Below are 18,653 nucleotides of genomic sequence, written 5' to 3'. Positions count from 1 at the left end.
GTGGATTACACATGGCTACAAATGAAAAGTTGAAAAACCAGTTAACAAATCGAAAAGAAAGTACTCCAGTTACACCGGAGCAAACTGTAGAAGCATACATGAAGAAAATGGCGCCAAGAATGGCGGAAGTATTACCAAAGCATATGGATATGAACCGTATGAGTCGCATTGCCTTAACAACAATTCGAACGAATCCAAAGCTTCTCGAATGTGCAGTTCCTTCTCTTATGGGGGCTGTGATGCAAGCCGTACAGCTAGGATTGGAACCAGGATTACTAGGACACTGTTACATCTTACCGTATAAGCGTGAAGCGACATTTATCATCGGGTATAAGGGGATGATTGACCTCGCAAGACGGTCTGGTCATATTCAAAGTATTTATGCCCATGCTGTACATGAAAATGACGAATTCGAATATGAGTTGGGGTTACATCCAAAATTGGAGCATAAGCCATCACATGGGGATCGTGGCGCATTTATTGGAGCGTATGCAGTTGCTCATTTTAAAGACGGTGGGTATCAAATGGAGTTTATGCCGAAAAGTGAAATTGAGAAACGCCGAAAACGTTCTGCAGCCGCTAATTCTAGCTATAGCCCTTGGAGTAGCGACTATGAAGAAATGGCGAAGAAAACCGTGGTTCGTTACATGTTTAAATACTTACCGATTAGTATTGAAGTTCAGACACAAGCCCAGCAAGATGAAGTGGTGCGAAAAGATATTACAGAAGAGCCAGAGTTTATTGAAGTGGATCCAATTGAAGGAGAACAGGTAATAACAGAAGATGCTGGACAACAAGAATTCCCGATTGAAGGATGAGCAAATCAAAGGTGCTCCTCTCCCATAAATTATGGGAGAGAGCGCAATCCAAAGAAGAACTAAAGCATTCTATTGCAAGATATATACAGGCTGGGTATCCAAACTATCGAATTGAAAAAGTGGTCAAGGAAAAGGGGAGTTACCTAGCAATTTGCAGGAGGGGGAATAGACATGAGTAAGTTGTTGTTAGAGGATGAGCCATTAGTTGTTTTACCGAAACTTGCTACAGTAATTGGATTAAATGAAGCCATTATTCTTCAGCAACTGCATTATTGGTTAGAAAAAAGTAACAACGTAAAAGATGGTTTTGGATGGATATACAACACATATGAAGAATGGAAAAGCCAATTTCCATTTTGGTCAGAAAGTACAATCAAGCGAACATTGAAGAAGTTACAGGAACGAAAAATTATTATTGTAGGAAACTATAATAAAATGAAAGTAGATCATACAAAATGGTATCGGATTGATTATGAGGTACTAGACAACATCGAACAGGAGGCTGCAAGTCAAATTGACCTGACGTCAGGTCAATTTGCCCCGACGAAGAGGTCAAATTGCCCCGACGAACAGGTCAAAGTGACCAGACCAATACCAGAGACTACTACAGAGATTACTACAGAGAATGTAAGTAGTAATAGTAGCGCCTTCGCTTTTTACGAGAACAATTTCGGTGTTTTAAATTCATTCATGGCAGATAGCATAGGCCATTGGATTCGAGACACGAGTGAAGAACTTGTGATTGCGGCAATGGAACGAGCTCTGAAAAGACAAGCGAAATGGAACTATGCGGAGGGAATTTTAAAACAGTGGACCAACAGTAACATTCGTACGCTATCGGATGTGAAAGCATCTGAGGAAGCATTTAAACGACAGAAACAGTCTAAAAAGAGAGCAGGAAAAGGTGGTATATCGAATGGGAGAGCTGAAGCAAGTAAAACATTCTTCGAAAAATATGATTTCTCAAAACGCTAGAAGAAAAGCTGCAGATCAATTTGAACTGTCACCGAATCGATGTAAAAATACGTTTTTGGTTGGGAAAAATGCCTTCAAAGATACATGCAATAAACGTATGTTAATTGATAAAGGGACAGGAAAAGAATTTTGCCCGCAATGTCAAACTGTTGAAAAAGAGGATCAGCAGCTAGCAAAAGAAACGCAAGAATTACAAGAGAAGGCGAAAATTATCAAGTTATTTAAGGATTTTGAAGATGGGAGCTTGATTAATCAAAAGTTAAAGAAGGCAACGTTTCAAAATTATGTTCCGCCAAGTAAACAGCTTACAGAAGCAAAAGAAGCATGTGAGCAGTATGTAAGAACTTTTAACAAGAAAGTCGGGAAAAATATCATGCTTGTTGGCGATTATGGGACAGGGAAAAGTCATTTAGCGGTAGCGATGACAAAGGAATTAATGAGACGTGGTGTAAGTGCATGTTTTATCACAGAAGAAAAATTATTTACGAAGTTGAAGGCTACATACAACCGCAAAAGTGAAATGACAGAAGACGAACTACTTACCATGCTTTCTAAAATGGATTGTTTGGTTATTGACGATCTTGGTGCTGAAAAAGAACCAGATGATGAAGAAGAGTTAAAAAAGCATAAATGGGCCCAAAAGAAATTGTTTGAGATTATAGATAGCCGAATTGGAAGGCACACCATTTATACAACCAACCATGCAGTCACAGCTTTATATGGGATTTACAATGAGCGGATTTTTAGTCGCATCTTTGATGATGAAACGGAAGTGATTGAAATGAACGGTAACAATTATCGGTTAAGAAGATTTGAAAAAGAACAAGAAATTGAATTCTAAGAAGTGAAAGGAGAATTAGGTGGATGAATAAAGTGTCGGTTGAGAAGAAGTTGGCGTTTATTGATTGGGTATGGGATCAATTAGAACCTCAAGAGCATAGCGCATTTCGATTGCTTTACAGGTTAGGGCAACATGAGAAGTTTCAAGAGAGAATTCGTTTTGTAGAAAATGCGAAAAAATATTCATATGGCATAGAAATGTCGGCAACATGTTCCGTGAGAAGTGGCTTTACATTCTTTGGACCAACAGGGAAAACCAATGATTCGGGTGTAGCGTTTCATTATTTTAGTGCCCAGGACACAGAAAGCAAGATACACATTCAAATAAATTTTAAAGGCAAATACAGTCATGATTTATACATGGCGGTATTGGAAGATGATGAGCCTTCACTAGAAACGGATTTACCTGATGAAGAGTATGTGAGAGTAGAGGAAGCTATTACATACATGGAGAATCTCGGCAAGCGCCAACTCATCGATTATGCACTCGACATGAAGGATGAAGCACTATTTAAAAAGCTGGTTATGAAATAAGGGTGAGAGGAATTGAGCAAATACAACAACAAAAAAGTGAACCTCGATGGCTACGTATTTGATTCACAAGCGGAAGCAAATTATTACGAAGGCTTAAAAATACGCAGTGCAAGAGGGGAAATTCAAGGGTTTGAACGGCAGCCAGTATTTAATCTACAACCTGCATTTAAAAAACAGGACAAGAGCTTTCAAGCCATTACATACATAGCGGACTTTCTGGTGTACTTGCCAAATGGTGAGGTGGAGGTCATAGACATAAAAGGCATGATCACCGAAACTTTCAACGTGAAACGAAAGTTATTCGAGTATAAATATCCACACTTACAGCTGATTTTGCTGAAGCATGTGAAGAAATACGGTGGTTTTATCACATTGGATGAGTACAACAAGTTACAACGAGCGGAGAAGCGAGCAAAAAAACAAAATGAAGCAGAATAAAGGGAGCGGATCATAATGGCATATATCGAATTTAAACCAGTGTTAAAGAAAGTGAACTTAAAACCTGATGGGAAGAAAGAGATTGTGTTAGAAGTAACAGATTCCTCGCTACAAGGGAAATTGGATTCTCTGTCTGAAATGATTGATGCAAAAGTATTTGTTTCGCTAGAGTCTATGCAAGTCAACTTTAATGTCACGATTAATGCGAAAACAAATGAGCCGGTTACGCAGTACGAAGTCGATGAGAAAGGAATGGTACAAGAGGTAAAATCAACATTCGAGCAAATAGAAGCGGATCTAGATATGCCAGAAGAAAAGATTCAGACTCGTGAAGAAAAAGAACAAGCGGACCGTGAGATTATCGATGCTTTTATCATCAGCGGTTTAGCACCGAACTTTGAGGGTATGCCAAATAAACTTCCGGACATCGTGAAACGTCGTCTAGAGGGAGAATCGTACTTGAAATTGGCGAATGAGCTGAGCATGTCCTCGGGTCAAATTATTGAGGTAATCGATGAATACCGTAAGCGTGTAGCACCATTAGCGATAAAGTGGCATGAGTGGAAAGAGCAGCAGCCAGAACCAGCAGAGGAGACAAAAGGGGAAGAAAAACCGGAAATGGAGAATCAAGTCTCGGAAGAGTTCGAAATAGCGGATGAGGACAAGCCTTTCGATGAAGCTTGATAAGAAATCCATCCGGATTCAAATATTAGATCTACAAGATGAGAAATGCGCGGGATGTGAAAAAGTGCCAGCATACAGGAAGTCAGGGAATCGTAAGACTTCCTGGTGTGCGGATAACTGTAGGGTTGGGAAGCGAATCAAACAATTAGGCGGCAGCTTACTGGAAGGGAGAAATGAAACGATGGCAGAGCAGATGGCTGAAGAGAGAAATTGGGATGTATTATGTGAGAAGGCGGAGAAGTTACGGGAACAGAAATTATCTTGGGCAAAAATTGCAAATCGTCTTGGTGTGAGTGAAAGCACATTGTATCACAATGTTGCAAAACGACGAGAGAAAAAAGAGGGGGTTAGGAAGTGCGCTAAGAGGTCGGGAACGAAAAAGAGTGCAAAACCATTGGTCCAGGGTGCAAAAGTTATTAGGGAGGAAAATGAACATTCTGAAGAGAGAGATAATGGGATGCATCAAATGGAATTAAAAGCGGAACTTGAAAAGTTAAAAAAACAATTTCAAAATCGTGAGGAAGAATACACAATGTTGCTTGGTGAACGCAACCAATTAAGCGAAAAGAAATGGGAACTGGAAGCTGAATTACGTAAAGTACAAATCAGAATCAGCGCGGCAGAAGAAACAGCAGAAATGGAACGGAAACATCGCTTGGAATTACAAGCAAGAGCGCAAGCATTAGGGATCGCATTAAAAGCAGTATTGTAGGTGAGTAATGTGAAACTCACCAAGGAAGAACGCATACGACTCACCTATCAAATTGGAGATATTATTGAACAGAAATGTAGGCGGTGTTATTACAATCGCTCAGATGATGCGAGCTTCAGTATCAACATTTGTGCAAAATGCCCGACTGGTCAAACATTACGTCAGTTGGGTAGATATTTTGATACAGAGCCGAGAAGTCGCGGAGGGAAGACTGGAAATATGCCGGATGGATTGACACCAGCGCGTGTGAGAGAACTCAATGACCAGGGGATTCCAGATAAAGAAATTAGTATCATGTTTGAGCGAAGTCCATCCTACGTTGGGAAAGTGAAAAATAGATGGAGAAAGCAAGGGTTATGGCAAGGGCCGAATCAGGTGCCGAAGAAGTCAAGTAAGCGGAAAAGGAGAAACAGGCATGATGAAAGCGATTGAAGATGTGAGAGCGATGCCAGATGAGGAGTTTATGAGTAAGTATGAAGATTTGGTACATCACTTTATCTGGAAGAGATATAAGGGCATGTTAGAAATAGTTAAAGCGAATACAGGTTTGGAGATAGAGGACTTAGTGCAGTACGGGATGATTGGTCTCATAAAAGCGAGAAGGGATTTTAATCATGAGCTCGGTTATCAGTTCTCTACGTACGCGATACCAAAAATTCATGGAGAAGTTGGAAAGTTTATTATGAATAGTCACAAGATAAAGGTGCCAAGAGCTTTATATCAACTGAGAGGGAAAATGATGAGGCAAGGATTGATGGAGGAAGATGGAGAGACGATTTGTAAACAATTAGAAGTGGCTCTTCCAGAAGTGAAAGAGGCATTACAATATCAACCCAATACAAAATCTCTACAGGATGTAATGTATACATCGGCGGGTGGTGGTAGTGAAGAAATTCTGTTGGAAGACATGCTGGAAGATACACAAGTAATCGAAGAGACAGAGCAAGTCGAGAATCATATGGTCCTTCAATCATTTTACCAAACACTTGAGCATCCAGAATTAATCGTGTGGGATATGCATTCGAAACATAAAACGCAGCAAGAAATTGGGAATAGAGTGGGGAGATGTCAGGTTCAAGTTAGTCGAATATTAAAACGAATTCAGCAAAGAGCCGCTGAGTTTGGGAAAGAGCAGGGATTAGGGAAATGAAATATACCAATGCATGTCTCTTGATAATGTTAACAAAATAGTTATAGCAGAAAAAATAAAAGAACCCGCTGTTTATAAACGGATTCTTGGTAACAGGAGCACCAGGAACACTAGGAGCTGGTCCGAAGCAACCTGAGTATTCACTTGGATGATAGTACTATATTCGAAGGAGATATAAAGGTGAATGGGAATGAAATAAAATATTTATTCTTACAGAAGTGAGGTAGATGTAATGGAGCCATTTTTATGGATAGCCATCTTTATTTTGCTTGGCCACATTGTTTTTACAAAGTTGGATGTAAAACAGCTAGAAGAACGTTTAGATACTTATAAGGAAACGCTGGATATACAAAATGAAAAGATTGATGACTTATGGAAATATATTAATAAATGTTAACCAAAAATCTATTTTAGCATGAAAATTTAAAAGGACCCACTGGGGATGGGCCCTTTTAAGGAAGCTAAGTATATGGATACTACCTATATATTACCAAAAAAAGAGTCTTTGTTCTATATGCTGGTGTTGAGAAAGTTTTTCATGATAATTTCATTTTGCAGAGAAATGAGGATGAAACGTGGGAAAAGTTGAATTTAATCAAGATAGTTTTGGACAACAGTTAATTATTACAGGTTTAGCAAGATTAGTTGAGGCGGAAGGTTTAACACCGCATGAAGCGTTTGATGTTTTAAGGCTCATTCAAACCAATACATTTCATGCGTTAGCTGATTTACACAAGGAATACAAAAACAACAAATAATAACGTCACTTTTGTAGAAAAGGGGAAATGAAAAATGACAAAAATGCAAACATTCGCACATAATATGTTCGGAAATTTAGAGGTTTTTATCAAGGATGGAAAAGAGTACTTTCCGGCGACAGATGTTGCAAAAGTATTAGGATACACTAATCCGCACAAAGCAATTAGGGATCACTGTAAACAAGAAGGGGTGAACGAAACGTTAGTCCCTACTAATAGTGGCAAACAAATGAAAAAATTCATTAACGAACCCAATTTATATCGTCTAATCGCTAAATCCAAACTCCCACAAGCGGAACAATTTGAAAAATGGGTATTTGAAGAAGTGCTCCCAAGTATTCGAAAACATGGTGCATACATGACACCGCATACGATTAACGCCTTACTACAAGACCCAGATTTACTGATTGGTCTCGCGTCCCAACTGAAACAAGAACAACAGGCAAGGCAAGTGGCAGAACAAAAGAACCTTATGTTGACACAGCAAGTCGCAGAGCATGCATCTAAGATTACATACCTCGATCAAATTCTTCAGTCAAAAGATACCGTAACAGTATCACAAATTGCAGCCGATTATGGTTTATCTGCAGTTCGATTAAATAAAATTTTAAAGGACGAAAAAATACAGTACAAAGTAAACAACCAATGGCTGCTGTATGCCAAACATCAAAACAAAGGGTATACGAAATCGCAAACAATTGATGTGACACATTCGGATGGTAGCAAATCCGTAAAGATGAATACACGCTGGACGCAAAAAGGCAGATTATTTATCCATGATATGTTAACGAAACAAGGTATTATCCCGGAAATGGATAGGGAAGCAGTTTAAAGCTGGAGTTAGAAAAAACGACCTCATAAAGCAGGGTGAATTCGCGTTTAAATTATTTTAGAATGCCATAGGTATCGGGTGAGTAATAACGTGTTGAAAAGTAGAATAGGACGCTTAAATTAGAAGTAGGAATTTTTTTAAAAAAAGAGGAACCCTTTTGTAAGGGTTCCTAAGGTAGCTGACAAGCTAACAAGAAAAGAAATAATAATGTATATGTAGTATAACGTATTAACGCAAATGTATGCAAAATAAAAACAGCTAATTTTACTTAGCTGTTTTATGGGGAAATTTTCTCATGCTTGCTCACACTTGTAATGGTGTAGAAACAAATCCTATAGATGGCGTATTTATAGTATGAATTAACTTTTTCTTTTTATACGTAAAAAAATAAAACGAGCACTTGTGCCAGAGTGCTCGTTCTTGAAACCTTAAATCATTATTGTTATGTGTGAGTCATGAACAAGTAATGATTGGAAAAGTAAGGATTCAAGATAATATATGTACATGAAGTGAAATGGTGACAACAACAAAAGCGGTTAGTCTTCTAACCGCTTTTTTGCCTGAAAAGAAAGCAAGTAAAATGAGGATTACAGTGTAAAGAGAAAAGCTGATGTCAACAGCTTACAAATAGTATGAACAAAGAAAACTATTTTATGCAGGAGGGATACGATGAATCAATTATCTCTTTTTACATATGTCAACGAGAAAGAAATACGCCCTTTTGTGATAGAAGAACTGAAAAAGTATAAGGTATTACGTGTACGGTTTCAAAATCAGCGAGAACGGATGGAATTAGGAGCAGATCTTTTGTTTCCAGAGTTGAGAAAGTTGAATGTTCATGAACTTAAGTACAGACAATTACAACGAGCGTTTGAGCATGCGCTAGATCAGGATGAACAACGAATATTAGAAATGAAATATATGAGTGCGACAGAGTTAAATGATGATTACATTTATACGGTACTAGGGATGAAGCGAGGTAAGTTCTACCGGAAAAGGAAGTCAGGTATTCTTAACTTTGCCACGGCATTAGAGATGATATAAGAAAAGAATGGAACTTTTGGGGTACTGTTTGAGGTACTAAATCGGGTACTTTTTTATAGGGGAATCAAGGGTACGATATTTTTACAGATACTGTTTGGAAGACAGTGTGCTGTGGGGATAGCGTATCCACCATCATGTGGAGTGATGTGAGTGGGCCCCATTATCAAAACGTTACCGAAGAACGGGCATGGGCGGTAGGAACCCGCGATAGGACGAAAAGACCAATGGAATTTATTTTATATTCATATACCAAGTTGGCTGTGATTCTGTGTAGAAGAGCGGTCAATTTGTTTTTATATTATGATTTGAGGAAAGGAAACTCCTTGTTCTTATCGAATGTAAGCTATAGGAGGATGATAAAATGAAATATTTAGAGATTTGCATGAATGGTGGATATAAACATCAGGTCCATATGCCATTAGAAACATTTGAAAGTTGGATTACAGATAAAGACGGGTTATTACTCAACAGATTACTCCTTGTTGGAGATGTTATGATAAACCCAGCTAATATATCTATGGTCAGGGTAAAAACAAATGATAATTTTGAAGTACCAGAAGTATATAAGCCTAAATAATGTATGAAAGCAAAGCATCCTTAATGGGTGCTTTTCCTATGTCACCTTTTGATACAGACAAGCATATATTAGAGCATGGGACAACCCTCCGTTGTTTCATATTCAATCTCATATTAACTCCTTTTTTAGAGCATCTACTGGCGCAGATGCTCTTTTTTTGTCTGATTGCAAACATATTTTACGCCTGAATAGGAGGTTTGGTACATATGATGTATACAGCTATTTTAAAACGCAATGTTAAGTTTTGACCAATGATGAAATGATTGCGGAAGAGGAGGAATCGTATGGTGAACGTAAAGGATTTAACTACAAAAGATTTAAGTGAGGAATTAGCGAAACGTGAAGGTGTTACAAAAATAGAAGTAAATGTATATGAAAAGATTGAATTTGGCGGAATTGTCGTGGAAGGACCAGCGATTATCTTGGTGAATAAAGATTAGTTAGTTTAGGTTCGGTGGACAACGTAGACATCTAAAAAAGAAAAGTGGTGAGGTGAGAATTTTGCATACCAAAGTTACGTTTTTTATGAAAATGAATGGGGAAAATAAAGATGCGACTGCTTATGTAAACTGTATGACAAAAGTGGAAGCTTTTTTGCTAGCTAACACGGATAGACAGGTAATTGATAAACTGTTAACGCAGGTTGATGAGGAAGAAAAAGTATTTATCAAAGCCAATTTAGCTGGATGGAAGCATCATTCTCAATGAATATAGTGTCTCACAAACTGTTGTTTATGAGACGGTTACACATAGAGCCTAATAGCAACGTTCACTGTGTGTCAAAACTATGTATTAAAAACTATTGATTTTGATACATGAAATTGATACAATGAAACCATCAAAGGTAAGGGGATGGTTTTATGATATTTGGATATGCACGTGTTTCAACGAAAAAGCAAAGTTTGGATATGCAATGGGACGAATTAAAGCAGTATGGATGTGAAGAAATAGTCACAGAAAAGGAAAGCGGAGTGAAAAAAGACAGGGTTGAGCTTCAATCCCTTCTTGGAAAGCTTCGAAAAGGTGACACATTGGTTGTCTACAAGTTAGATCGTTTAGGAAGAACGATGCATCAGCTTGTGAACTTGCTCCAAGAATTTCATGAAAAAGGGATTCACTTTGTATCGATTAAAGATGGGATTGACACCTCGACAACAATGGGCAGGTTTTTATTCCATATATTCGGTGCGATGGCTGAAATGGAGAGAGAGGTAATCAATGAACGTGTGGTAAGCGGTGTGGCTGCAGCAAAGGCAAGAGGAAGAGAAGGCGGTAGAAAGAAAGCTCATACACCACAACAGATTGAAGGTATGATGGAAATGCTGGAAGCTGGTAAAACAAAAGTGGAAGTATGTGAGATGTTTGATGTAGCAAGAGCCACTTTATACCGTTATATAAGAGAATTCGAAGCGAATAACACGCAGTTAAAGTAGCAAAATATTTGCTGCTTTTTTATTTTTAGTGAGGTGATACATATGGGGAAAGGGAAAGCACACCCTTGGCTGACAAAAGAAGGGTTACTAAAAATAGAAGGATGGGCACGTGATGGACTGGTAGAAGAACAGATTGCCCATAACATGGGTGTGAGTCGTTCTACGCTGAGCAATTGGAAGAATAGACATCCACTGATTATACAAGCGTTAGCAAAAGGAAAAGAAGTATCAGATCGTGAAGTAGAGAATGCATTATTTAAGCGAGCGACAGGTTACACGTATGAAGAAGTCACTGTGGAAAGGGAAAAGGTGGACGGTGAGTTTCAAAGCATAGAAACCAAACGAGTGAAACGACAAGTCCCACCTGATACAACAGCCATTATCTTTTGGCTCAAGAATCGAAAGCCAACTGTGTGGCGTGACCGACGTGAGATTGATCACAGTGGTGAGATGAAACAAACCGTTGTACAAAAGCCAGAACTTAGCAACCTGTCTGTGGAGGAGCTGAAACAAATTGAGTCAATCCTTACCAAACCTACCGACAGTGGAGGAGATACAAAGGGAAATAGCACGTCGTGATTACTATGAGTATGTGTGTTATGTACATGAAGGTAGATATAAGAAAGCACCGCATAGTGAGTTTGTTGGTGGTGTCATTCAGGAAGCGATTGATAAAAAGAAACAAATGAATGCAAGCGAGATTCCAACCACGAACCAATACATTGCTATCAATATGCCACCACGTCATAGTAAGTCGATGACCATTACGGAGACGTTACCATCTTATTATTTAGGAAACTTTCCAGAAGATAGAGTAATTGAAATAAGTTATAGTGACACATTTGCTCGCCGTTTTGGTAAGAAGAATAAAGAAAAGGTCAAAATGTATGGTACTGATTTATTCGATATCCAAATATCCAAAGAAAGCTCGGCACATGATGAATGGTTACTGGATAATGAAATAGGTGGCATGATCTCACGTGGTGTGTTATCAGGTATCACTGGTATGGGTGCTGACTTAATGATTATCGATGACCCGATTAAGAACCGTGAGGAAGCTGATAGTGAAACGCATCGAGGTAAGATATGGGATGAGTGGATAGATAGCTTCTCTACTCGTTTACATCCGGGTGCAATTGTCATACTGATTCTAACAAGATGGCATGAAGATGATTTACAGGGTAGGTTGCTAAGTAAGGAATATGGTGAACCATTACCTTGGCAAGTGTACAATCTTCCATTAGAAGCCGAGGAAGATGATGTAATAGGACGAGCAGTAGGCGAACCATTGTGGCCAGAACGATATGGGTTAGAGTTCATACAAGAACGGAAACGATATCCAAGTAGCTTTAACTCATTGTATCAAGGCAGACCAACCGCAGCGGAAGGGAATCTATTAAAGCGTAAATGGTGGCAATATTATGATACGCTGCCGAAGATGGTTCATACGATTATGAGTATCGATGCAACATTTAAGGATGAAGCAGACAGTGACTTTGTGTGTATTCAGGTGTGGGGGAAGAATGGGGCGGATATGTATTTGATTGATAATTTGAAAGCACGTATGAACTTCCCAACTACCCTACAAGCCATTCGCAATATGGTACGAAAATATCCGAAAGCCCATGCCAAACTAGTGGAAGATAAAGCGAATGGCCCGGCAATTATTTCGATGTTAAAGAATGAAATCGGCGGTATGATTCCGGTGAATCCACAAGGTGGTAAGGTTTCGCGTGTGAATGCAGTCTCACCATATATTGAATCAGGTAATGTGTATTTACCAAGGCAAGCACCTTGGGTGCATGATTTTGTGGAAGAGTGCGCATCCTTTCCGCAAGGAAAAAATGATGACCAGGTAGACGCAATGTCACAAGCATTAAACCGATTTATCTATTATCATGCGAATGAAAAATTCATTCCAAAAGAGCCAGTGACATTAGAAGAAAAGGTACATCGCCACATTATTAGACTATCGAGAGGGCGAAGGAAAGGAGGGCAACTACAATGACGTATGTTGTCTTTTTTGTATTATTTGCAGTCATTGTATTTCTTGGTGTGTTTGCATATGAAATGGAGCGTGTACATCAAGGGGAACGTGATGTGTGGCAACAAGAGCGTAAGGAATTGTATGATCGTATCCAAGCCTCCTCTTTTGCCGAATACAAGCAGGGTGAAGTGAAGATGGTGAAAGCACAGAAAGAAGAACAGCCTGTACCAATATACCATTTAGAATAGGAGTGGCCACGATATGGCTAGAGTGTTTCATTTAACGTTAGGTAGTATTGAAAAATTCGCGGTAGCGGATGATTATGAGGAAATGTATGAAAAGAGAGCTGAAATTGACCCGACATTTGCCTATACACCTGTAGAGATAAAAGAACTGTGTGTGGAAGGATATGAAATCAAAGCGGAAAAGAAAGTGTCGAAGTCGAAAGTAAAGAAATCTTAAAAGAGCTTGCGTATCAAAACGTATAGGCTCTTTTTCATGTAAAGGCGGTGAGAAACATTGTTTGGTCTCAATAAACCAAAGGAACAAAAGCAAGAACAGAAAAGTCCTGATGATTGGGTGTCTCTTGTGGAAGAACGTATTACCCAAGCCGAGGACTGGGAAGAAAAACGTCAAATGATGGCACAAGTAAACTATTATCGCGGTAATCAGTGGCTTGTATGGAATCCAACTAGTAAAAAGATGATCACTGCACCTCTTGAAAATGGAGAACAACGCATTACAGTGAACCAAATTAGACCGCGTATGATGGTCAAGCTCGCGAAACAAATTAAAAATCGCGTGAAATTCGATGTTGTACCTGATAGTAACGATGAAACACGCATTGAAATTGCGAAAGCAGCATCAAAATTTCTTAAATATTGGTGGGAACAAACAGGAATGGATCGTAAAACACGTGATATTTTCCTGAATAACGGTGTAAAAGGCTGGTGTGCCGCAAAAGTATATTTTGATGCGGAAGCTGGTCAAGATATTACGCCAGGGGAAGGCGAAGTTGGTTTTGAGGAAGATATGCAACGTTTATATACGGGTGAAATTCGGTGTCGTATTTGTGACCCGCTCACTGTATACATTGACCCCGCCGCTGAAATGGACGAAGAGATTCGTTGGATTGTGGAAAGAAAGCCACGTGATATTGATTACATTAAAGAGCGCTACGGAAAAGATGTCGCTGCTGATGAGAATGTAGGGTTTGCGGCTGCATTTGATGTGACACCACAAAATGGATTCAACTCGACTAGTAAAAAACGCCCCAACATGGCAATGGTGGATGAAATGTGGGTAAAACCGTGTGGTAAGCATCCAAATGGATTGAAAGTTACGATTGCAGGTGGACAATTGCTGGATATAGACGAAAATGCTGGGGACATTCCTTTCTTTATCTTTGGTGATATTCCGATACCAGGGAGCGTAAAAGCGGAAGCATTTATTAAAGATATGTTGCCGATTCAGCGTGAAATCAATATTATGCGCTCTATGTTTGCCACACATGCAAGGAAAATGGGGAATAGTATGTGGCTTGTGCCCATGGGGTCAAGTGTGGATGAAGATGAAATTACAAATGAAGAAGGTGGAATTGTTCACTATACACCGATAGAGGGTGTGAGACCGGAAAGAGTTGGTGCGCCAGATATCCCGTCCTTCTATGATCGTATCTTAAATAATCATGATGCTGATATCGACGATTTATCAGGTGCGCGTGAAATCTCACAAGGACGTTTGCCGTCTGGATTAGATACGTATAGCGGATTGTCTCTCATGGTAGAACAGGAGAATGAGAAGCTTGCCGTTTCTTCTCAAAACTATGAGCATGGGATGAAGCGTTTATTGCAACGTGTACTGTTGCTGATGAAGAAACATTATACAGAGGAACGTATGGCCCGTATTCTTGGTCCGGATAATGATATTGAATTAGTAAGCTTTACTGGGTCTGATTTAAGCGGTGGAGAGGACATTAATATTATTCAAGGTTCTTCTCTCCCTGAAATGAAATCGGCGCAACAAGACCGCATTATGACCATGTGGGATAAAGGGGCAATTGTTAAGAAAGACGGCTCACCAGATACCCAAGGATTTTTAAAATTAATGGGTATGGGAGATAGTAATGAGCTGTTTGAAATGCAGCAGCTTGATGAAAACAAAGCAAAAATGGAAAACAAGCAGTTCGAGGAAATTGCACAGAATCCAGAGTCGTTACAAGCATTGCAACAATACAGCATCCAGCAACAACAGTTTGAGGAGCAAGCCCAAGCGATGCAAGCGCAAGGTGTAGACCCCATGCAGGCTGGCATGCAACCTCCACAACTACCACTGGCGACACCGCAGGTGCGTGATTTTTATGACCATGAAGTGCATGTATATATTCATAATGCATTCCGAAAATCAAGCTTATACGATGAATTACCGCCTGAAGTGCAACAGTTAGTTGATGACCATGTACAGCAACATATGGAGGCACTCAATGCGCCAATGGAAGCGGATAGAAGGCAGCAGATGGAACAAGAACAACACATGCAAGAAGCGCAGAAAGCTATGAAAGAACAAGACTTACAGTTACAACATCGTAAATTAGATATTGAAGAAAAGAAAGTAGAAAAACAAGTGCAGAAGGGTGAGAGATAAATGGATTTAACTATTGGTGATTTTGGTTGGGCATTGCATCGGTTAAAAGAAGGAGAAAGGGTATTTCGTTCCGGATGGAATGGTAAAGGGATGTTTCTGTATCTGGTTAACGGGAACGATTTTTCTACCGCGTTTAGATATGGATATGGAGAGTATGCAGGGGAACCGCGATTTGAGGATTCAATTGCTATTAAAACCGCGCAGAATACAATATCCGTAGGTTGGAAGCCAACCAACTTGGATATGTTCGCAAATGACTGGGAGGTTGTAGAATAATGACTTTTGGCCAAGCGCTTGAAGCATTGAAACAAGGTAAGACAGTGGCTCGTAAAGGTTGGAATGATGTAGGTATGTGGGTAAGACTCGTAAAGCAGGGGGAGTTTGATATCTCTTTTGAGGTGGTAGGTGGTAACAAATGCAAAGGACTCCTCCCCTGGATTGGTATGAAAACAGTTGATGATACATTTGTTCCTTGGTTAGCATCACAAACAGATATGTTAGCAGAAGATTGGGAGGTTGTTGAATGATGAAATTCGGACAAGCAATTGAAGCAGTTAAAAAAGGGAATAAAATTGCACGTAAAGGTTGGAACGGGAAATGTATGTTTGTTTATTATGTGCCTGCTGCATCATATCCACCAGCTACAGATATTATGAAAGAAGCATTTGGCGGAGAAAATGTCCCGTATCGTGCATATCTTGCATTGAAAACAGCCCAAAACGATGTTGCTACATGGTCCCCTAGCACTTCTGATGTGTTAGCAGAGGATTGGATGGTGGTTGAATAATGAAAAATAAAATTACACAAGAAGATATTAACGCTATTTTAGATAAAACACAGTGGACGGTAGAAGAGTTTCACGGTAAATGTACAGTAGTTGTTGCTAAATTACCGAATGGTTTCATTCTGACGGAATCCAGTGCATGTGTTGACCCTACTAATTATGATGTAAACATTGGAATTGAATGTTGCAAAGACCGAATTGTTGATAAGATTTGGCATTTAGAGGGCTACAGATTGCAATGTGAATTAGCTAAGTAAGTCGCTATAAAAAGCGGCTTTTTTATATACAAAAATTCGGGCGTTGAATGTGGACTTGCGCCCACCCACAGGAGGAAAGAAATATGTTAAAACCATTTCGTTTACGTTTAGGTAATTTTCAATTCTTTAATGGTTTGGAAGGTGGCGGAGAAGCAGTAATTGAAACTGCATCTTCTGGCGTTGAAGGTGGGGAAAGCGCACCTCCACAAGGTGCAGGTGAGGTCACAAATCCACCTGAACAAATTGAGCAACCGCCAATAGAAAATAATCCAGAAGGGCAACCACCAGAAAATATTGAACAATCTCAAGCTTTTGCGAAGAGATTACAAGAACGTACACAAGCGGCTCTTATGGAAGAACGTCAGCGTTGGGAACAAGAAGTTTCTGAACGATATGGTAACTATGACAAGTATGATCGTGCGATTAACTTTTTTCAACAACAAGCAGGGTACAACGATCTTGATAGTATGATGCAAGCAATTGAACAACAAGACTTATTACAACGTGCTGAAAAGTTTGGTGTGACGCCTGAAATTCAGCAGAAATTAGAGAGTCTGGAAGCAAAGGCACAAAGAGCAGAAGAACTGGAATATCAGCGTGAACAGCACCAATTATCACAACGATTCACTCAAGCGTTAGGGCAATTCGCGCAAGAAAAAGGCGCAGATGCAGCAGCGTTAGAACAATTTATGGTGGAACAAAATGTTCCTAATTTTGAAGTGGCGTATAACGCCATGCGTGCGCAGCAGTTAGAAGAACAGCTTACTTCAGCAAAAGAAACGGCCATTCAAGAATATTTACAAAGTAAGAAAGCGCCGAAGGTGGAAGGTCCTGGTGTAACAGGACTTGTCTCGGATGAACCAACTACAGATTTTAAAGTGGCGCGTGAAAGAGCATTACAACGATTACGATCAGCAAACCAACAAATTTAAGGAGGTATCCTACTTATGGGTGCTACATTAACGACATTAGCGGATGTTTTAAAAATCGATTACTTGCCAGGGATTAAAGAACAGATTAACAATGCGAACTACATCGTTTCACAGTTAGAAAAGAAAGTGGAAAAGATTAATGGTGATGGTTCGAATTTCTTAATTCCTCACCACTTTGGACGTAACACGGGGGTTGGAGCAGTTGCTGAAAATGGTAACTTACCAACAGCGGGGCAACAAGCGTATAAGAGCTCGACAGGTACAGTACGTATGGTGGCTGGTCGTTTAGAACTTACCGTACAAACCATTGAATCATCGAAGAAAAATGAAACGTCTTATCTTCGTGCAGTAGAATCTGAGGTAAAAGGTTTAACAACGGATATGAAGAACTTCCGTGCACGTGTTACCTTCGGTAATGGTTCAGGACGTATTGCGAATTGTACCGCACAGGCAACGGCTGCGAATGCACTTGTGGTAAGTAGTGTGAAGGGATTCTTCGTTGGACAAAAAGTAGATATTGTCAATGCGACAGGTAGCGTGACAACCAGCAATCGAACTGTTACAGCAATTGATCGTGCAGCGACTACCATTACGATTGATGGTGCTGCAGTTGCAACTGCGGCAACAGATGGCATTGTGTCAGCTGGGTCTTCTAATTTAGAGCCAATGGGGTTAAATGGAATTATTGATGATAAGCTCATCTTACAAGGGTTAAATCCTTCCACATATACATGGTGGAAAGCAAATATGTTTGCCAATAATGGAACGGCTCGTCCGATTTCCGATGCGCTACTACGTTTAGTGATGGATGAAACATCTATTGTGAGTGGAAAAGAAACAGACTTTCTTATGGGTTCGCATGGTGTACGTGCAGCATACGAGGCTGTACTGACTACAAATAAACGCTACACAAATGTAATGCAGTTAGAAGGCGGCTATTCTGCATTAGAGTTTGATGGAAAACCATTCTTAGTAGACCGTTATATGCCGGCAGGTATTGTGTGGGGAGGAAATTATGACGATTTAGGATTATACCGTGTAGCGGACCTTCAGTTCATGGAAGAGGATGGTTCGATGTTCTCGCGTGTACCGAATAAAGCGGCATATGAAGCGACCGCGTATATGTTAGAAACAATGGTATGTCACGCACGTAATGCCTTCTGGCAACTGTCAGACGTGCAAGAAGCAACTGGATATACGAAATAAATTGAGAGGAGCGACTAGCTCCTCTTTTTTAAACTTCACGGAGGTATAG

28 protein-coding genes are annotated in these 18,653 nt (G+C 39.7%); all 28 read left to right on the top strand.

The genetic code is table 11. The features are described from left to right. Nucleotides 1-11: 11 nt before the first annotated feature. The 28 genes from recT to CQ064_RS21800 all read left to right on the top strand — a co-directional run bounded on the left by recT (nt 12) and on the right by CQ064_RS21800 (nt 18,604). Nucleotides 12-818, top strand: a complete 807-nt coding sequence (recT, locus tag CQ064_RS21935) for a recombination protein RecT (protein WP_000224586.1) — start codon at nt 12-14, stop codon at nt 816-818. Between the two features lie 171 nt (nt 819-989). Continuing rightward, nucleotides 990-1,793, top strand: a complete 804-nt coding sequence (locus CQ064_RS21925; RefSeq protein WP_000040570.1) for a DnaD domain-containing protein — start codon at nt 990-992, stop codon at nt 1,791-1,793. Then, nucleotides 1,735-2,634, top strand: coding sequence for an ATP-binding protein (locus CQ064_RS21920; protein WP_000504261.1), 900 nt, complete (start codon nt 1,735-1,737; stop codon nt 2,632-2,634). The genes CQ064_RS21925 and CQ064_RS21920 overlap by 59 nt, the downstream gene beginning before the upstream one ends. A 23-nt stretch (nt 2,635-2,657) precedes the next feature. Next, the gene (locus tag CQ064_RS21915) at nt 2,658-3,167 is read left to right on the top strand and encodes a YpiB family protein (RefSeq protein WP_001045406.1); all 510 of its coding nucleotides are present in this window, start codon (nt 2,658-2,660) and stop codon (nt 3,165-3,167) included. A 12-nt stretch (nt 3,168-3,179) separates the two neighbouring features. Next, entirely contained in the window at nt 3,180-3,605 is a 426-nt protein-coding gene (locus CQ064_RS21910) for a DUF1064 domain-containing protein (RefSeq protein WP_000049838.1), read from the top strand. Between the two features lie 15 nt (nt 3,606-3,620). After that, nucleotides 3,621-4,289: a hypothetical protein gene (locus CQ064_RS21905; protein ID WP_000323349.1), complete on the top strand. Its 669-nt coding sequence runs from the start codon at nt 3,621-3,623 to the stop codon at nt 4,287-4,289. Then, entirely contained in the window at nt 4,279-5,001 is a 723-nt protein-coding gene (locus CQ064_RS21900; protein WP_000762586.1) for a zinc-finger domain-containing protein, read from the top strand. Before CQ064_RS21905 ends, CQ064_RS21900 begins: the two co-directional genes overlap by 11 nt. A 9-nt stretch (nt 5,002-5,010) precedes the next feature. Next, on the top strand, nt 5,011-5,433 hold the full coding sequence (locus CQ064_RS33705) for a hypothetical protein (RefSeq protein WP_000778925.1): 423 nt from the start codon (nt 5,011-5,013) through the stop codon (nt 5,431-5,433). Beyond that, entirely contained in the window at nt 5,417-6,151 is a 735-nt protein-coding gene (locus CQ064_RS21890) for a sigma-70 family RNA polymerase sigma factor (protein WP_000973815.1), read from the top strand. Before CQ064_RS33705 ends, CQ064_RS21890 begins: the two co-directional genes overlap by 17 nt. Before the next feature lie 232 nt (nt 6,152-6,383). After that, nucleotides 6,384-6,548 carry a hypothetical protein gene (locus CQ064_RS33700; protein WP_000433162.1) on the top strand — a complete coding sequence of 55 codons (165 nt, stop codon included), beginning with the start codon at nt 6,384-6,386 and terminating at the stop codon, nt 6,546-6,548. A gap of 178 nt (nt 6,549-6,726) precedes the next feature. Then, nucleotides 6,727-6,909: a hypothetical protein gene (locus CQ064_RS21885; protein WP_000520931.1), complete on the top strand. Its 183-nt coding sequence runs from the start codon at nt 6,727-6,729 to the stop codon at nt 6,907-6,909. A gap of 34 nt (nt 6,910-6,943) precedes the next feature. Then, nucleotides 6,944-7,741: a phage antirepressor KilAC domain-containing protein gene (locus CQ064_RS21880; protein ID WP_000164425.1), complete on the top strand. Its 798-nt coding sequence runs from the start codon at nt 6,944-6,946 to the stop codon at nt 7,739-7,741. Between the two features lie 669 nt (nt 7,742-8,410). Continuing rightward, nucleotides 8,411-8,785, top strand: a complete 375-nt coding sequence (locus CQ064_RS21875; RefSeq protein ID WP_001072816.1) for an ArpU family phage packaging/lysis transcriptional regulator — start codon at nt 8,411-8,413, stop codon at nt 8,783-8,785. Between the two features lie 361 nt (nt 8,786-9,146). Then, nucleotides 9,147-9,362, top strand: coding sequence for a hypothetical protein (locus tag CQ064_RS21870; RefSeq protein ID WP_000876114.1), 216 nt, complete (start codon nt 9,147-9,149; stop codon nt 9,360-9,362). A gap of 284 nt (nt 9,363-9,646) precedes the next feature. After that, a complete protein-coding gene (locus CQ064_RS21865) occupies nt 9,647-9,802 on the top strand; it encodes a BC1881 family protein (protein ID WP_000248554.1) in 156 nt (51 codons plus the stop codon). An 85-nt stretch (nt 9,803-9,887) separates the two neighbouring features. Beyond that, nucleotides 9,888-10,070: a hypothetical protein gene (locus tag CQ064_RS21860; RefSeq protein WP_003269487.1), complete on the top strand. Its 183-nt coding sequence runs from the start codon at nt 9,888-9,890 to the stop codon at nt 10,068-10,070. A 152-nt stretch (nt 10,071-10,222) separates the two neighbouring features. After that, entirely contained in the window at nt 10,223-10,795 is a 573-nt protein-coding gene (locus tag CQ064_RS21855) for a recombinase family protein (RefSeq protein WP_000576172.1), read from the top strand. 42 nt (nt 10,796-10,837) lie between these two features. Next, nucleotides 10,838-11,374: a hypothetical protein gene (locus tag CQ064_RS21850; protein ID WP_000515245.1), complete on the top strand. Its 537-nt coding sequence runs from the start codon at nt 10,838-10,840 to the stop codon at nt 11,372-11,374. Continuing rightward, nucleotides 11,310-12,803: a phage terminase large subunit gene (gene terL / locus CQ064_RS21845; RefSeq protein ID WP_153580147.1), complete on the top strand. Its 1,494-nt coding sequence runs from the start codon at nt 11,310-11,312 to the stop codon at nt 12,801-12,803. Before CQ064_RS21850 ends, terL begins: the two co-directional genes overlap by 65 nt. Further along, complete coding sequence (locus CQ064_RS21840) at nt 12,800-13,030, top strand: hypothetical protein (protein WP_000222862.1); 231 nt, start codon at nt 12,800-12,802, stop codon at nt 13,028-13,030. The genes terL and CQ064_RS21840 overlap by 4 nt, the downstream gene beginning before the upstream one ends. 13 nt (nt 13,031-13,043) lie before the next feature. After that, the gene (locus CQ064_RS21835; RefSeq protein ID WP_000124815.1) at nt 13,044-13,244 is read left to right on the top strand and encodes a hypothetical protein; all 201 of its coding nucleotides are present in this window, start codon (nt 13,044-13,046) and stop codon (nt 13,242-13,244) included. 57 nt (nt 13,245-13,301) lie between these two features. Beyond that, entirely contained in the window at nt 13,302-15,425 is a 2,124-nt protein-coding gene (locus tag CQ064_RS21830; protein WP_000467413.1) for a portal protein, read from the top strand. Then, on the top strand, nt 15,426-15,701 hold the full coding sequence (locus tag CQ064_RS21825; RefSeq protein ID WP_000366284.1) for a DUF2829 domain-containing protein: 276 nt from the start codon (nt 15,426-15,428) through the stop codon (nt 15,699-15,701). Further along, nucleotides 15,701-15,952 (top strand): DUF2829 domain-containing protein, encoded by a 252-nt coding sequence (locus CQ064_RS21820; protein ID WP_003269488.1) that lies wholly within the window; start codon nt 15,701-15,703, stop codon nt 15,950-15,952. The genes CQ064_RS21825 and CQ064_RS21820 overlap by 1 nt, the downstream gene beginning before the upstream one ends. Beyond that, nucleotides 15,952-16,212 (top strand): DUF2829 domain-containing protein, encoded by a 261-nt coding sequence (locus CQ064_RS21815; RefSeq protein ID WP_000668389.1) that lies wholly within the window; start codon nt 15,952-15,954, stop codon nt 16,210-16,212. The genes CQ064_RS21820 and CQ064_RS21815 overlap by 1 nt, the downstream gene beginning before the upstream one ends. Continuing rightward, nucleotides 16,212-16,466 carry a Gp49 family protein gene (locus CQ064_RS21810; RefSeq protein WP_000791085.1) on the top strand — a complete coding sequence of 85 codons (255 nt, stop codon included), beginning with the start codon at nt 16,212-16,214 and terminating at the stop codon, nt 16,464-16,466. The genes CQ064_RS21815 and CQ064_RS21810 overlap by 1 nt, the downstream gene beginning before the upstream one ends. Nucleotides 16,467-16,549: 83 nt before the next feature. Beyond that, on the top strand, nt 16,550-17,398 hold the full coding sequence (locus CQ064_RS21805; protein WP_000917220.1) for a hypothetical protein: 849 nt from the start codon (nt 16,550-16,552) through the stop codon (nt 17,396-17,398). Nucleotides 17,399-17,413: 15 nt separating this feature from the next. Next, nucleotides 17,414-18,604 (top strand): phage major capsid protein, encoded by a 1,191-nt coding sequence (locus CQ064_RS21800; protein ID WP_000501401.1) that lies wholly within the window; start codon nt 17,414-17,416, stop codon nt 18,602-18,604. Nucleotides 18,605-18,653: the final 49 nt, after the last annotated feature.

This window comes from Bacillus sp. MYb78 (assembly GCF_002975115.1).
GTDB classification, from domain to species: domain Bacteria; phylum Bacillota; class Bacilli; order Bacillales; family Bacillaceae_G; genus Bacillus_A; species Bacillus_A cereus.
The sequence above is the reverse complement of the archived record's forward strand: the minus strand, read 5'-3'. Positions and strand labels throughout refer to the sequence as shown.